Origin of the sequence: Kitasatospora sp. NPDC049285, from assembly GCF_040678815.1 — a bacterium.
GTDB lineage: Bacteria > Actinomycetota > Actinomycetes > Streptomycetales > Streptomycetaceae > Kitasatospora.
On sequence record NZ_JBFAQR010000003.1, the window covers coordinates 180,476 to 195,579 of the forward strand.

Genomic DNA, 15,104 nt, shown 5'->3' on the forward strand with positions numbered 1-15,104 from the left:
GCCCTGACGGCGGCCGGAGTACGGGTGGTGACCGGTTACCGACCCCACAATAGGCACGAAACGTGCACGGCGCACACGTTTCGAACGAGCTGGTGACGAGTTGAATGCTCTGCGTGACTCTTTCTTACCTATTCCCGATCAGAAGATCGCTCAACTCTTTTCGGCCGGGAAGTCCTGACGGAGTCTCGATCCGGCCGCTGCGGACGTGGCAGAACGAGGCCGTGACCTGCTCCGGCGGGACGCCCGCCTGTTCCGCCCAGGCGAGCCGGTAGATCGCGAGCTGCAGCGGGTCGGCGCTCTCCTCGCGGCCGGTCTTCCAGTCGACCACCTCGTACCGCGGTGACCCTGAGCCACCGTCGGCGCCCCGGTACACCGCATCGATCCGGCCGCGCACCACCCGTCCCGCGAGCACCAGTTGGAACGGGGCCTCGACCCGGTACGGGGTGCGGTGGGCGTACGGGCCGCGCAGGAAGGCCTCCTTGAGGCGTTCCAGGTCGCGTTCGTCCTCGATCTCCTCGGCGTCCAGGCCGGGCAGGGCGTCGGGGCCGAACAGCGCGTCGGGGCCGAGCAGCAGCGGCTGGTCGTAGCGGGACTGCACCCAGGCGTGGAAGCGGGTGCCGCGGCGGGCGGCGGGCGCGGGCGGACGGGGCATCGGGCGGGCGAGCTCCCAGGCGAAGCCGTCGGGGTCGGCGGCCAGCCGCATCAGCTCGGAGGCGGAGAGCGAGGCGGGCAGTTCGACCTCCCGGACGGTGCGCCGGGAGCGTTCCAACTCGCCGAGCAGGGCGGTCAGGTCGCGGTCCCAGGAGGCGACCAGCCGCTGGTCCTCGACGGCCATCGGCTCGGGTTCCGGGGCGGGCGCGCCGTCGAGGCGGCGGCGGACCACCTCGGCGACCCGGCGGCGGGCGAGCTGGGCGTCCGGGTCGAGCGGCAGCGGCCAGGGGGTCTCCACCGAGACGTCGAACGCCGGGTTCTCGGCGTCGGGCAGCGGCTCCTCGGCCCAGTGCTCGATCTCGCCGTTGCCGGGCGCCTCGCAGTGCGCGCGCACCTGCAGCAGGAAGTCGGACGGGCCGCGGCGGCGCTTCTGGGACGGCCCCCACCAGTGTCCGGAGGCCAGCAGCAGGCTCCGCGGGCGGGTGAACGCGACGTAGCCGAGCCGGAGTTCCTCGACCGCCCCGTGCGCGGTCGTCTCCTTCTTGAACAGGCCGATGCCCTTGGCGTTCCACTCGGGGTCGGCGGGCAGGGTGGCGGCGTCGCCGCGCAGCGCGTGCGGCAGCACCTTGCGGGTGGAGGTCCAGCGCTCGCGGCCCTGGCCGGACGGGAAGCCGCCCTTGACCAGGCCGGGGACGGCGACCACGTCCCACTCCAGGCCCTTGGACTTGTGCGCGGTGAGCACCTTGACGGTGTCCTCGCCGCCGGGCAGGCCGGCGTCCAGGCCGCGTTCGTACTCCTGGGCGGCGCGCAGGAAGGCCAGGAAGGCGGCGAGTCCCGGGTCGCCGTCCAGGTCGGCGAAGGAGGCGGCGACGTCCAGAAAGGAGTGCAGGGTCTCCCGCCGGCGGGCGGCCAACGCCAGCGGGGAGGCGGAGAGTTCGACCTCCAGGCCGGTGGCGGCGAGCACCCGGTGCAGCACGTCCATCAGCGGTTCGGCCAGCGCCCGGCGCAGTTCGCGGATCTCCCGGGCGAAGCGGGCGAAGCGCACCCGGGCCTCCGGGGAGAACGGCAGCTCGTCGGGCTGTTCGGCGTCGACGAAGGTCTCCAGCGCGTCGGCCAGCGAGACCACCTCGGTGGGGTCGGTCTCGGCGACGGCGGCGGCGAGGGGGTCCTGGTCGCCGAGCCGGGCGGTGCGCACCAGGTCGGCGGCGCGGCGGCCGAGCAGGGCGAGGTCGCGCGGGCCGATCCGCCAGCGCGGGCCGATCAGCAGCCGGACCAGCGCGGCGTTGGCGGTGGGGTCCTGGAGCACCTCGCAGACCGCCACCAGGTCGGCAACTTCCGGAAGTTGGAGCAGTCCACCGAGGCCGACCACCTCGACCGGGACCTGCCGGGCGACCAGCGCGGCGTGGATGTCGGGGAAGGAGCTGCCGGCCCGGCAGAGCACCGCGATCCGGCCGGGCGCGGTGCCGGTGCGGACCAGGTGGGCGATCGAGTCGGCCAGCCAGTCCACCTCCTCGGCGTGGGTGGGCAGCAGCGCGGTCCGCACGTAGCCGTCGAGTTCGGCGCCGGGCGCGGGCCGCAGCGCCTCCACGCCCTCGTGCATCTCCCGCAGCGGGGCGGCGAGTTCGTTGGCGAAGGCGAGCAGTCGGCCGCCGCTGCGGCGGTTCTCGCTGAGCGCGAAGCGGTACCCGGGACTGCCGTCGGAGCGCGGGAAGTGGTGGGGGAAGTCGTCCAGGTTGGCGACCGAGGCGCCGCGCCAGCCGTAGATCGCCTGGCAGGGGTCGCCGACCGCGGTGACCGGGTGGCCGGCCCCGGTCGATCCGCCGAACAGCCCGGCCAGCATCAGGCGTTGGGCGACCGAGGTGTCCTGGTACTCGTCCAGCAGCACCACCCGGTACTGCTCGCGCAGCAGCCGGCCGACCTCGGGGCGCTGCTGGGCGAGCCGGGCGGAGGCGGCGATCTGGTCGCCGAAGTCGAGCAGGCCGAGCTGCTGCTTGCGGGCCCGGTAGTCCTCGACCAGGTGCAGCAGTTCCTGCCGGCCGCGGGCGGCCTTCGGGACGGCCCGGAGGTCGTCGTTGCTCAACCGGACGCCGGCCAGGGTGTCGAGCAACTCCTGGTCGTACGACCGAAGTTGCGCGGGTTCGACCAGGTGCTCGGCCAACTCGGAGTCCAGCGCGATCAGTTCGGCGACCAGCGCGCTGAAGGTGCCGGTCAGCGCCGGGAACGGGCCGCGGGCCTGGCGCAGCACCCGGGCGGCGAGCTGGAACCGGGTGGCGTCGGCGAGCAGCCGGACGTCCGGCTCTATGCCCAGCCGCAGGCCGTGCTCCTTGAGCAGGGTGCCCGCGAAGGCGTGGTAGGTGGAGATCTGCGGCTCGCCCAGCGCGTCCTCGTCCTGGTCGCGCACGCCGGCCCGCAGCAGCGAGGCCCGGACGCGTTCGGCGAGTTCGCCGGCGGCCTTGTTGGTGAAGGTCAGGCCGAGCACCTGCTCGGGGCGCACCGCGCCGGAGCCGACCAGCCACACCACTCGGGCGGCCATCACGGTGGTCTTGCCGGAGCCCGCGCCGGCCACGATCACGCCGGGTTCCAGGGGCGCGCCGATCGCCGCCACCTGCTCGCCGTTGAACGGGATGCCGAGCAGTTCGCGGAGCTGTGCGGGGTGTTCCAGCAGCCCGGCCTCCAACGGCTCAGTCGACGACATGCCGCCCGTCCCGCTGCGCGGAGCAGCTACCGCGGAAGGCGCAGCGTCCGCAGCGCTCGCCCGCGGTGGGGGTGAACCGCTCGGCGAGGACCTTCCCGGCGGTGTCGACCAGCAGGTCCTCGATCCACGGGGTGCTGTCGTCCGGCAGTTGCCGCTGCACCTTGGGGGCGTCCGGGTCGCCCTTGGCGGGCTCGCGCAGGTGGACCAGCTCGGCACCGCCGGGTGTCGCGCCGTCCTCGAAGCCGGGCAGGCCGTCGAGTGCGCCGCCGCGCACCGCGAGCTGGTAGACGGCGAGTTGGCGGTGGTCGGGGAGCGACTTCTCGGTGGGGATCTGCTTGCCGGTCTTGAAGTCGACGACGTACGCGCGGCCCACCGCGTCGGTCTCGACCCGGTCCATCGAGCCGCGGATGCGCACCGCGACGCCGCCGACGTCGAGGGTGAGGTCGAAGCCGTGCTCGGTGGCCACCGTGGTGCGGTCGCGCTCCAGCACGTGCCAGCGCAGGAAGCGCTCCAGGGCGGCGCGGGCCTCGGTCTTCTCCTGCTGGGACTTCCACGGCGCGTCGAAGGCCAGCGCGTCCCAGACCGTGTCCAGGCGCTCCATCAGCACGGCCAGGTCGGCGGGGGTGCGGCCGGAGCCGACCTCGTCCGCCAGTGCGTGCACCACGTTGCCGAAGCCCTGGGCGGCGCTGGCGGTCCGGCCGGCCTGCACGTCCTTCTCCAGGAACCACTGCAGGGTGCAGGACTCCAGCTGCTCCAGGCCGCTGCCGGACAGCCGCACCGGTGCCTGCGGCTCGCGCAGCGGCTGCGGGGCGGCGGTGGCGTCCACCAGCCCCCACCACTGGTCGGGGTGGGCGGCGGGGACGAGCGGGCGGCCCTCCTCGTCGAGGGCGGCGGCGAGCGTGGCGAGCCGTTCGGCGGCGGCCCGGCGCAGCTGCGGGGAGCGGTCCGGGTCGACGGTGACGGCGCGCAGTTCGGCGACCAGCGCGGGGACCGACAGCGGGCGGCGCGGGCGGGCGGTGACGTCGGCGACCTGCACCTGCGGGGTGCGCTCCAGCACCCGGCCGGTGCGCGGGTCGACGGTCTCCCGGTACAGCTCGCGCAGGAACCGGGACGGCTCGTCGCCGTCCTCGGCGGGAGCCTTGACGGCGGTCACCACCAGCCGGTCCTTGGCGCGGGTGGCGGCGACGTAGAACAGCCGGCGCTCCTCGGCGAGCAGCGCGGCCGGGGAGAGCGGCTCGGCGAGGCCGTCCCGGCCGATCCGGTCGGCCTCCAGCAGCGAGCCGCGGCGGCGCAGGTCGGGCCACAGGCCGTCCTGCACGCCGGTGACCACCACCAGCCGCCACTCCAGGCCCTTGGCGCGGTGGGCGGTCATCAGCCGGACCGCGTCGGGGCGCACGGCGCGCACGTGCAGGGTGTCGGCGGCGATGTCCTGCGCCTCGACCTCGGCGAGCAGGTCGAGGGCGCCGCGGTGGCCGCTGACCCGCTCCTCGGCGCGGGCGGCGGTCTCGAACAGGGCGCACAGCGCGTCCAGGTCGCGGTCGGCGTTGCGGCCGGCCGGGCCGCCGCGCAGCGCGGCGCGCTCCAGGCGCTCGCGCCAGCGCCTGGAGCCGTCCCACAGCTCCCACAGGGCCTCCTCGGCGCTCGCGCCGCCGGCCAGCAGCTCGCGGACCTTGCGCAGCAGCAGCCCGAGTTCGTAGGCGCGGCGGGCGTAGGAGGCGTCCACCAGGGCCAGCAGCTCGGGCTGGGCGAGCGCCTCGCGGACCAGTTCCTCGGCGGGGCGGACCACGCCGGGGGTGCCCTCGGCGGCCAGCGCGCGGCGTTCCTCCTCGCGCAGGGTGCGGCCGAGCCGGCGCAGGTCGGAGCCGTCCAGCGCGGCGAGCGGGCCGGTGAGCAGGGTGTGCGCGAGCTCCGCGGTCAGCGCGGCCTCGCCCTCGGCGCAGACCCGCAGGGCGAGCAGCAGCGGGGTGACGGCGGGCTCCTCGCGCAGCGGCAGGTCGTCGCCGTCGATCTCCAGCGGGACGCCCGCGGCGGACAGCGCGCGGCGGACGCCCGGTATCGACCGGCCGCCGGCCCGCACCAGCACCGCCATCTCGCCCCAGGGGACGCCGTCCTCCAGGTGGGCGCGGCGCAGCAGGTCGGCGACCGAGTCGAGTTCGGCGCCGGGCGTCGGGTAGGTGTACACCTCGACCGCGCCGCCCTCGCGGGACGGCAGCAGCGCGCGGTGCGCGGCGAGCTTGTCTGCGGGCAGCCGGCTCATCGGCATCCGCCGGGCGAGCTCGCGGGAGGCGGCCAGCAGCACCGCGCCGGAGCGCCGGGAGACCCGCAGCACCTTCACCTCGGCGGGGCGGCCGTCGGCGCGGCGGAAGGTGTCGGGGAACTCCAGGATGCCGTTCACGTCCGCGCCGCGGAACGCGTAGATCGACTGGTCGGGGTCGCCGACCGCGACCAGGTCCCGGCCGCCGCCGGCCAGCCGCCGCAGCAGCCGGACCTGCGCCGGGTCGGTGTCCTGGTACTCGTCGACGAAGACCACGTCGTAGCGCGCGCGCAGTTCGGCGGCGCCCTCCTCGCGCTCGGCGAGCAGCACGGCGCGGTGCACCAGCTCGGCGTAGTCGAGCACCCCGCGCAGGTCCAGGACGTCCAGGTACTCGGCCAGGAAGTGCGCGGCGGCCGCCCAGTCGGGACGCTGGACTCCCTCCGCGAAGCGCGCCAACTCGGCTTCGCCGAGGCCGAGTTCGCGGCTCCGGGCGAGCACGGCGCGGACTTCGTCGGCGAAGCCGCGGGTGGTCAGGCAGGCCCGCAGGTCGAGCGGCCAGTGGATGGTGCCGGTGCCCGCCTTCGCGTCCTCGGCGCCGCCGGCCAGCAGCTCGCGGACCATCACGTCCTGCTCGGGGCCGGACAGCAGCCGCAGCGGCTCGGCGTACTCCTCGGGCGGCTGGTGGGCGCGCAGCAGGGCGTAGCAGAACGAGTGGAAGGTGGTGGCCTGCGGGGCGGTGGCGCCGATCCGGGCGGTCATCCGGTCGCGCAGCTCCATCGCGGCCTTGCGGCTGAAGGTGAGCACCAGCACCCGCTCGGGGGCGGTACCGCGCTCGATCCGCCGGGCGACCGCCTCGACCAGCGTGGTGGTCTTCCCGGTGCCCGGCCCGGCGAGCACCAGCAGCGGCCCCGACGCGTGCTCGACCACCGCCCGCTGGTAGTCGTCCAGCGCGGGCGGGTCGGGCTGCGCGAGGGGGCTGCGCACCAGGCGGAACGGTGAGGTCACTGCGGTAGGTCCAGGGTCGTACGGCGGTTCGGCGGGCGGTGGCGGCAGGACCGCCCGCACCGAGCCTACGATCCTGCACCGTCAGTCCCCGGCCGCGCTCGGCTTTCGGTCAGTCCGTCCCGTCCCAGCGGGCGGTCCGCAGGTCGACGCGCGGTTCGCCGCCGGCGGTGGTGCGCAGCGGGGTGCCCTCGGAACGGTACTCCGGCAGCGCCCGGTGCTCGTGGCCGGGCAGCGGGCGGCCGTCCGCGCGGATCACCCGCCACCAGGGCACCGAGCCGCCGTACAGCGCCATCACCCGGCCGACCTGGCGGGGTCCGCCGCGGCCCAGGTACTCGGCGACGTCTCCGTAGGTCATCACCCGCCCCGCCGGGATCCGCTCGGCGAGGTCGAGCACCGCCTCGGCGTACGGCGGGAGTTCGGGCGCCTCGGCGGCGTCGTCGGGCTCGGTCATCCGACGCATTCTTCCCCATCCGGTCGATTTCCAGCACCCCGTGCGGGCGACCCGCCGCGCGGGATACCGCCCCTGGCCCGCACGGGGCGGGCGGGCATGGCAGCATCTTCGGGGCGACGCGAACGACGAGGAAACCAGAGCAGATGACCGGGACGGCAGAATTGAACGTGGACGAGGACTCCGGGGAGTCCGCCACGCCCGGTTCCGCCGGCCGGGGCGGGTACGCCCCGACGGTCTCCCTGCGCCACGGGGCGCGGGACACGCATCACACGGGGGAGGACACGGTGGCCGCTCAGCAGCCGCCGGACGACGGGCCGGCCGACGACCGGCCGCCGGAGCCGCCGGCCGAGGAACCGGCCGGTGAGTACCTGGCGGTCGACGAACCCCTGCTGCCGCCGCGCGCCCACCGACCGTCCGATCTGCTGCGCTTCCTCGCCGGGCTGCTCGGCATCATCGCGGTGTTCGTGCTGGCGCAGGTGGCGGTCTCCACCACCACCGGCATCGAGAACGACATCACCGTCAACGCCAAGCGCATCCCCGGCGTGCTCTCCACCATCGCCGCGCTGGTCTCCTCCATCGCGGTGCTGGCGGTGCCGCTGGCCTTCGCGGTGGAACGGCTGATCAAACGCGACGGCCTGCGCGTCGCCGACGGCGTGCTGGCCTCGGTGCTGGCGTACGGCGTCTCGCTGGGCGTGGACTGGTGGGTGGCGGCCAGCGCGCCCGACGCGATCCGCAACGCGCTCACCCAGTTCCCACCGGGCGGCGGGGAGACCCTCACCGACCCGGTGCACGGCTACCTCGCCCCCGTGATCGCCTACATGACCGCCGTCGGCATGTCGAGCAGACCCCGCTGGCGGGTGGCGCTGTGGGTGGTGGTGATCCTCTCCGGCGCGACCGAGCTGATCAGCGGCTACACCACCCCGCTGTCGCTGCTGCTGACCGTGCTGATCGGCTGGTCGGTGGCGTACGGCACGCTGTACGCGATCGGCTCGCCGAACATCCGGCCGACCGGGCAGCACCTGATGATCGGCCTGCGCAAGGTCGGCTTCGTGCCGTCCGCCGCGCACCTCGCCCCGGACGCGCCCGGCGGCACCCGCCGCTACCTGGTCACCCAGCAGCACGGCCCGCTGCTGGACGTCCACGTCATCGACCGCGAGCAGCAGGCCTCCGGCTTCTTCTACCGGGCCTGGCGCCGGCTGCGGCTGCGCTCGGTGGCGGTCCGCCGCAGCCCGCAGTCGCTGCGCCAGGCGCTCGAACAGGAAGCCCTGATCGCGTACGCCGCGGCCGCCTCCGGGGCCCGCGCCCCGCAGCTGGTGGCCACCTCCGAGCTCGGCCCGGACGCGGCGATCCTGGTCTACGAGAACGTGGCCGGCCGGACCCTCGACGAACTCGACGCCGAGGAGATCACCGACGCGGTGATGGCCTCGTTCTGGGAGTCGGTGGCCACCCTGCACGAGCGCCGGATCGCGCACCGCCGGCTCACCGGCGAGTCCCTGCTGGCGGTCGACGACAAGACCGGCTGCCTGGTCAACCTGTCCGGCGGCGACATCGCGGCCGGCGACCTGACGCTGCGCATCGACGTCGCCCAGCTGCTCACCACCTTCGCGCTGCGGATCGGCCCGGAGCGGGCCGTCGCGGTGGCCACCACGGTGCTCGGGCCGACCCGGGTCGCCGAGGCGCTGCCGCTGCTGCAGCCGGTCGGCCTGAGCCGGCAGACCCGCGCCGACCTGCAGCGGATGACCAAGGAGCGGAAGGCCGCCGCGCAGGCGCTGGCCCTGGAGCAGGTCGCGGCCGGCGAGCGCACCCAGCAGCAGGCCGAGGAGGACATCGCGCAGGCCGGCGAGGACCTGCTGTCGAAGATCCGCGGGCAGATCCTGGCGATCGTCCCCGAGGCGCCGATGGCCCCGGCGAAGCTGGAACGGCTCAAGCCGAAGACGCTGATCATGGTGGTGGCGCTGACCTTCGCCGCCTACCTGGCGCTGACCACCATCCGCCCGGACCAGTTCAAGGTCTCCCAGATGAACTGGGGCTGGGCCGCGCTGGCCCTGGCCGCCTCCGCCGTCTCGTACGTGGCCGCCTCGATGAGCCTGACCGGCTTCGTCCCGGAGCGGCTGCCGTTCGGCCGGACCGTCGCGGCGCAGCTCGCCGGCTCGTTCGTGAAGCTGGTGGCGCCCGCCGCGGTCGGCGGCATCGCGCTGAACACCCGCTACCTGCAGCGGGCCGGCATCCGTCCGGTGCAGGCGGTCGCCTCGGTCGGCGCCTCCCAGCTGGCCGGCCTCGGGGGGCACCTGCTGCTGCTGTTCTCCTTCGGCCTGATCACCGGCACCCAGACCAACGGCGACCTGGGCGCCTCCCGGGCGGTGATCATCGGCGTGCTGACCGCCGCGGTGCTCGCCCTGGTGGTGGCCGCGGTCGCGCCGCTGCGCCGGTTCGTGGTGACCCGGGTGCGCTCGCTGTTCTTCGGCGTGATCCCGCGGATGCTCGACCTGATGCAGACCCCCCGCAAGCTGGTCACCGGCTTCGGCGGCATCCTGCTCCTGACGCTCTCCTTCACCGCCTGCCTGGACGCCTCGGTGCAGGCCTTCGGCGGCGGCCACGTCACCTTCGCCGCGGTCGCGGTGGTCTTCCTGACCGCCAACGCGGCCGGCTCGGCGATCCCCACCCCGGGCGGCATCGGCCCGGTCGAGATCGCCCTGATCACCGCCCTGACGGTGGCCGGCGTCCCGGCCACCGCCGCCACCCCCGCGGTCTTCCTCTACCGCCTGCTCACCTTCTGGCTGCCGGTGCTGCCGGGCTGGGTGGCCTACAACGTGCTGCAGCGCAAGGGCGCGATCTAGCGCTGCGCGTGGACGGCGGCGATCTCCGCCAGCATCCGCTCCCACGGCACGGGGGCCAGCCCGAACAGCTCGCGGCCGGCCCGGTCGTCGAGCACGAACGGCCGCTGGAACTGGTACGCCGTCCCCCGGGCCGCGCGCACCGTCGGGTTCACCAGTCCGAGCAGGGCGAGCACCGGCCCGACCGCGCCCTGAACGCACGGGACCGCTGAACGCACGGGACCGCCCGGCCGGGGAGCTCCCCGACCGGGCGGTCATGGTCCTGCGACGTGCGGGCGTCCGTCAGTAGACGGGCTTCTCGGGCTCGATCTGGTTGACCCAGCCGATCACGCCGCCGCCCAGGTGGACGGCGTCGGCGAAGCCCGCGGACTTCAGCACCGCGAGGACCTCGGCGGAGCGCACGCCGGTCTTGCAGTGCAGCACGATCCGCTTGTCCTGCGGCAGGTCCTGCAGGGCGTTGCCCATCAGGAACTCGTTCTTCGGGATCAGGCGGGCGCCCGGGATGTTGACGATCTCGTACTCGTTGATCTCGCGGACGTCGATGATGTCGATGTTCTCGCCGCCGTCGATCCACTCCTTGAGCTGCTTGGAGGTGATCGTCGAGCCCTGGGCGGCCTCCTGGGCCTCCTCCGAGACGACACCGCAGAACGACTCGTAGTCGATCAGCTCGGTGACGGTCGGGTTCTCGCCGCAGAGCGCGCAGTTCGGGTCCTTGCGGACCTTCACCGAGCGGTACTGCATCTCCAGGGCGTCGTAGATCATCAGTCGGCCGACCAGCGGGTCGCCGACACCGGCCAGCAGCTTGATCGCCTCGGTGACCTGGATCGAGCCGATCGAGGCGCACAGCACGCCCAGCACGCCGCCCTCGGCGCAGGACGGGACCATGCCCGGCGGCGGGGCCTCCGGGTAGAGGCAGCGGTAGCAGGGGCCGTGCTCGGCCCAGAACACGCTGGCCTGGCCGTCGAAGCGGTAGATCGAGCCCCACACGTACGGCTTGCCGAGCAGCACCGCGGCGTCGTTCACCAGGTACCGGGTGGCGAAGTTGTCGGTGCCGTCCACGATCAGGTCGTAGCCGGAGAAGATCTCCATGACGTTGTCGTTGTCGAGACGCTCGTCGTGGAGGATCACGTTGACGTACGGGTTGATCTCCTTGACGGAGTCCCGCGCCGACTCGCCCTTGGAGCGGCCGATGTCCGACTGGCCGTGGATGATCTGGCGCTGCAGGTTCGACTCGTCGACGGTGTCGAACTCGACGATGCCGAGCGTGCCCACGCCGGCGGCGGCCAGGTACATCAGGGCCGGCGAGCCGAGGCCGCCGGCGCCGACGCACAGCACCTTGGCGTTCTTCAGCCGCTTCTGCCCGTCCATGCCCACGTCGGGGATGATCAGGTGGCGGGAGTACCGGCGGACCTCGTCGACGGTGAGCTCGGCGGCGGGCTCGACCAGGGGTGGCAGCGACACGAAGACTCCGATGGTCGTCAGTTTCACGTTCGACTACGCCAACAGTGTCACGTGCCCGGGGTATTCCACGGCAAGGGGTCCACTGGGTGAGATGGGCGACATCGCATGCCGAGACGCCGCCCCTCGCACCATCGCCGCTGGTCAGCCCGGGGCGGCCGGGATCAGACCCGGCAGGCGGTCTCCAGCCAGACGTCTCCCAGCGACTCCTCCAGCGGCACCTGTGTCCGCCATCCGAGACGGTCCCTGGCGGTCCGGACGTCCGCCTGCCGCCACTGCACCGGCTCCGCGGCCGGCCGGGCCTCGGCCGCGCGCAGCCCGTCCCCGCCCGCCGCCTGCGCGGGCAGCACCACCTGGCGGGCGTCCTCGATCACGGCGCCCTCGAAGCCGGAGGCCCGCACCAGCAGGTGCGCCGCGTCCCGAGCCCGCACCGCGTGGCCGCTGCCGATGTTGATCACCCCGGTGGCCGCCGAGACCGCCGCCGCCTGGATCGCCCGCGCGACGTCCCGCACGTCCACGAAGTCCCGGTACCCGGACAGGTCCGGCATCCGTACCTGCGACTCGTCCTGCTCCAGCGCCCGCCGCAGCCCCTCCGCCAGCCGCCCGAACAGCGACGCCGTCGGCGACCCCGGGCCCACCACGTCGAACACCCGCAGCACCAGCGCGTCCAGCCCCGAGCTCAGCACCAGCTCGGTGCCCGCCAGCTTCGACACCCCGTACGGCCCGACCGGGCGCGGCTCCGCGCTCTCCGGCACCGGCCCGCCCGGCGGGGTCGGCCCGTACTCCGCCGCCGATCCCACGTGCACCAGCCGGGCCGGCTCCCGGCTGCGCCGGATCGCCTCGCACACGGTGGCCACGGCCAGCGTGTTCGCCCGGATCAGCGCCCGCGACGACCCGTAGGTCGCCCCCGCGCAGTTGATCACCACCTGCGGCGCGACCGCGTCCAGGAACCGGGCCAGCGCGCCCGGACTCCCCGCGGCCAGGTCGAACCGGATGTCGGCGGCGTCGCTACGCCCCAGCACGGTCACCTGGAGCCCCTCCTCCGCCAGCAGCCGGTCGGCCACCCGCCGGCCGATGAACCCGTCGGCTCCCAGCAGCAGCACCCTCATCGGGCCGAAGTCCTTCCACGAGGCCCGGAGACGACCGGGCAGAGAGATGGGAACGGGAAACGCGCCGAGCCGAGGGCGCCGGTCCGGCGCTCGGCCCCGGCCGCCCTCACCGGTACGCCCCCGGGCGGCCGGTGAGCGGCCAGGCGGCCGCCGCCAGCAGGGCCGTCGGCCCGAGGCAGGCGGCGAGCAGTCCGCCCGGGGGCGGGGCGCCCAGCCAGTGGGCGGGGGCGGGCAGCGTGAGGGCCGCCGCACCCGCCGCGGCGGTCAGCACGGCGGTCGCGGCGGTGCCCTGCCGTCCGCCGCCGCGGACCACGGCGGCGAGCAGCAGCAGGGTGCCGAGCACCAGCAGGGCGGCCCAGCCGGTGGCGCCCGCACCGCGCGCGGTGAGGACGGCGAGCGCGGCGGTCGCGGTGAGCTGCGCCAGCACGGCCAGCGGCAGCGCGGGGCGCAGCCGGGAGCGGAACTCCCCCAGCGTCGCCGCCGTGAGCTGTCGCCGCCCGACCCGGCGCAGCCGTGCCGCGCACCAGCCGGCCGTCCCGCCGCCGAGCGCGACCGCGAGCGCCGCCCCGGGCGCCGAACCGGCCAGCAGCGCGAGCAGCAGTCCGGTCCCGGCCCCGTGCCCGAGCGCGGCCCAGGCACGTCCGGGCCGCCCCGCCGGCTCCGCGCCCGCGGCCCGCGGCGACCAGTGCTCGGCCGCCGCTCCGCCGAGCGCGCCGCACAGCACCGCGAGCGCACCGCCCGCCGCCCCGGCCCCGAGCAGGGCGACCGGCGCCAACGGCAGCAGGTGTGCGGCGAGCCCGAGGGCGGCCGGGGCGAGCGCGCGTTCGCGGACGGGCGGCGGCGACTCCTCGACCGGCGGGCGGCGCGGGACGCGGGCGTACAGCTCCTCGGCGAGGCCGAAGATGTCGGCGTGCCGGTAGCGCCCGGTGCCGGCCGTGGGCAGGCCGGAGTCCTCCAGCGCGGCGGCGATCTCCAGCGGGTCGGTGGCCTGCTCGCAGACCTCCCGGTTGGCGTCGAGCAGTTCGCGGACGGGGTCGGCGGGCGGCGTCACAGCGCCTCCGCGAGGGCGGGCCCGGCCGCCAACCGGCCGCCGCCGGCGGCGCGTTCGGGCGCGGCGGTGGCACCGGCCACCCAGTACTCGGCGGGGCGGGCGAACGGCCGCGCCTCGGCGCCGGGGCGGGCGGGGAACGCGGGGTAACGGGAGACCAGTTCGAGGTAGACCTCGCGGAAGGCACCGACCACCGGTTCCACGGCGAAGCGTTCCTGCGCCCGCAACCGGCCGGCCAGACCGAGCCGGGAGCGGCGTTCGGCGTCGCCGAGCAGCGCGAGGCAGGCCGCGGCGAGCGCCCGCGGGCTGCGCGGCGGGACCAGCAGCCCGGTCGGGCCGAGTACCTCGCGGGCCACCCCGACCTCGGTGGCGACCACGGCGCGGCCGCTGAGCATGGCGTCGGCGAGCAGCCGGGGGCTGCGCTGGGCGAGCGCGGTGAAGACCGCGGCGGTGCCGCTCTCCCAGGCGTCGGCCAGCGCGGCGGGCCGCCCGGCGAACTCGACGGCGTCGGCGATGCCGAGCCGTTCCGCGATCGCCCCGCAGTGCGCGAGGTAGCCGCGGGCGCTCTCCTCGCCGTACATCCGCAGCCGGGCGTCGGGCAGTTCGGCTCGGACGTGGGCGAAGGCGTGCAGCATCAGTTCGGGGTCGCGGCCGGGTTCCAGGGCGCCGGCCCAGACCAGGGTGGGCGCGTCGGGTTCGGCGCCGGCGGCGGCCCGGCCGGTGGCGGGGGTGCCCTCGTAGACCACCCGGGTGCGGGCGGGGTCGCCGCCGCAGCGCTGCTGCCACTGCTGGTCGTAGGCGCTGCCCGGGGTGAGCACGGCGGCCTGCCGGTAGGTCTCCTCGGTGAGCTGCCGGAAGAACGCCAGCAGCAGGGCGCGCACCGGCCAGCGGTAGGGGGCGCTGCGGTAGCCGCGGTACTGCTCGCGCAGGTGCAGCCCGTGCTCGGTGACCACGAACGGGATGCCGTGCAGCTCGCGGGCGACCAGCGCGGGCAGCGCGGCGGGTCCGCCGCCGACCACGTGGCACAGGTCGGTGCCGCCGAGCCCGGCCGCGCCGGTGCCGTACCAGGGGGCGGAGAGCGGCCGCAGGCTCTGCTCCAGCAGGTCGGCGGCGACCAGGACGTCGCAGACCAGCGGCTCGCCGGCGGCGGTGTCGGCGCCGGGCGAGCGCCAGATCCGCTCCAGCACGCGCTGGGCGTGGCCGGAGGCGAGGAAGGCGGGCAGCGCGTCGTCCTCCCGGTTGAGGGCGGCGAGCCGGTACAGGGCCGGGCCGAAGAGTCCGCGCTCGCCGGGCATCACCAGCGAGCGGATCAGCTCCTCGTAGGCCCGCTGGTAGCCGCGGCGGCGGTGCAGTGCCGGTCCGCGGCCGCCGGGGCGGCGGCCCCAGAGCGCGAGCTCGTGGACGCCGTGCGGGCCGGGCACGCCGGCCGGCGCGGCGGGGCGGTCGGCGGGGAGCAGCCGGTAGAGCCTGAACTCGTGCTCCGGCAGCCCCTCGACCAGGCGGCCGCACCAGCCGCCGTCACCACGCTGCGCGTTCGAAAGGGTGCCCTCGGTGAGCAGAGCAATGCGCACGACGCCTCCAGAGCAGAGCGTTTCGACT

The 15,104-nt window shown here is 75.3% G+C and carries 9 protein-coding genes; 1 reads left to right on the plus strand and 8 read right to left on the minus strand.

What is annotated here, in order from left to right; genetic code table 11:
* Positions 1–124: 124 nt before the first annotated feature.
* The 3 genes from AB0K51_RS03820 to AB0K51_RS03830 form a co-directional block, all read right to left on the minus strand.
* Complete coding sequence (locus tag AB0K51_RS03820) at positions 125–3,346, minus strand: ATP-dependent DNA helicase (RefSeq protein WP_363450139.1); 3,222 nt, start codon at positions 3,344–3,346, stop codon at positions 125–127.
* The gene (locus AB0K51_RS03825) at positions 3,333–6,584 is read right to left on the minus strand and encodes an ATP-dependent DNA helicase (protein WP_363450141.1); all 3,252 of its coding nucleotides are present in this window, start codon (positions 6,582–6,584) and stop codon (positions 3,333–3,335) included. Before AB0K51_RS03825 ends, AB0K51_RS03820 begins: the two co-directional genes overlap by 14 nt.
* A 130-nt stretch (positions 6,585–6,714) precedes the next feature.
* A complete protein-coding gene (locus tag AB0K51_RS03830) occupies positions 6,715–7,065 on the minus strand; it encodes an MGMT family protein (RefSeq protein WP_363450143.1) in 351 nt (116 codons plus the stop codon).
* Positions 7,066–7,340: 275 nt separating this feature from the next.
* Here AB0K51_RS03830 and AB0K51_RS03835 point away from each other — a divergent pair, with 275 nt between their 5' ends.
* Positions 7,341–9,893, plus strand: a complete 2,553-nt coding sequence (locus AB0K51_RS03835) for a lysylphosphatidylglycerol synthase transmembrane domain-containing protein (RefSeq protein WP_363450145.1) — start codon at positions 7,341–7,343, stop codon at positions 9,891–9,893.
* Here the strand turns inward: AB0K51_RS03835 and AB0K51_RS03840 are convergent.
* From AB0K51_RS03840 to AB0K51_RS03860, 5 genes are all read right to left on the minus strand, one after another.
* Positions 9,890–10,108: a hypothetical protein gene (locus AB0K51_RS03840; RefSeq protein WP_363450147.1), complete on the minus strand. Its 219-nt coding sequence runs from the start codon at positions 10,106–10,108 to the stop codon at positions 9,890–9,892. The two genes, AB0K51_RS03835 and AB0K51_RS03840, sit on opposite strands and share 4 nt — an antisense overlap.
* Positions 10,109–10,172: 64 nt before the next feature.
* The gene (gene moeZ / locus AB0K51_RS03845; protein ID WP_363450149.1) at positions 10,173–11,351 is read right to left on the minus strand and encodes an adenylyltransferase/sulfurtransferase MoeZ; all 1,179 of its coding nucleotides are present in this window, start codon (positions 11,349–11,351) and stop codon (positions 10,173–10,175) included.
* Positions 11,352–11,512: 161 nt separating this feature from the next.
* Positions 11,513–12,457: an NAD(P)-dependent oxidoreductase gene (locus AB0K51_RS03850; RefSeq protein WP_363450151.1), complete on the minus strand. Its 945-nt coding sequence runs from the start codon at positions 12,455–12,457 to the stop codon at positions 11,513–11,515.
* Between the two features lie 106 nt (positions 12,458–12,563).
* Entirely contained in the window at positions 12,564–13,508 is a 945-nt protein-coding gene (locus AB0K51_RS03855) for a hypothetical protein (RefSeq protein WP_363450153.1), read from the minus strand.
* Positions 13,505–15,076, minus strand: a complete 1,572-nt coding sequence (locus AB0K51_RS03860) for a DUF3492 domain-containing protein (protein ID WP_363450155.1) — start codon at positions 15,074–15,076, stop codon at positions 13,505–13,507. The genes AB0K51_RS03855 and AB0K51_RS03860 overlap by 4 nt, the downstream gene beginning before the upstream one ends.
* Positions 15,077–15,104: the final 28 nt, after the last annotated feature.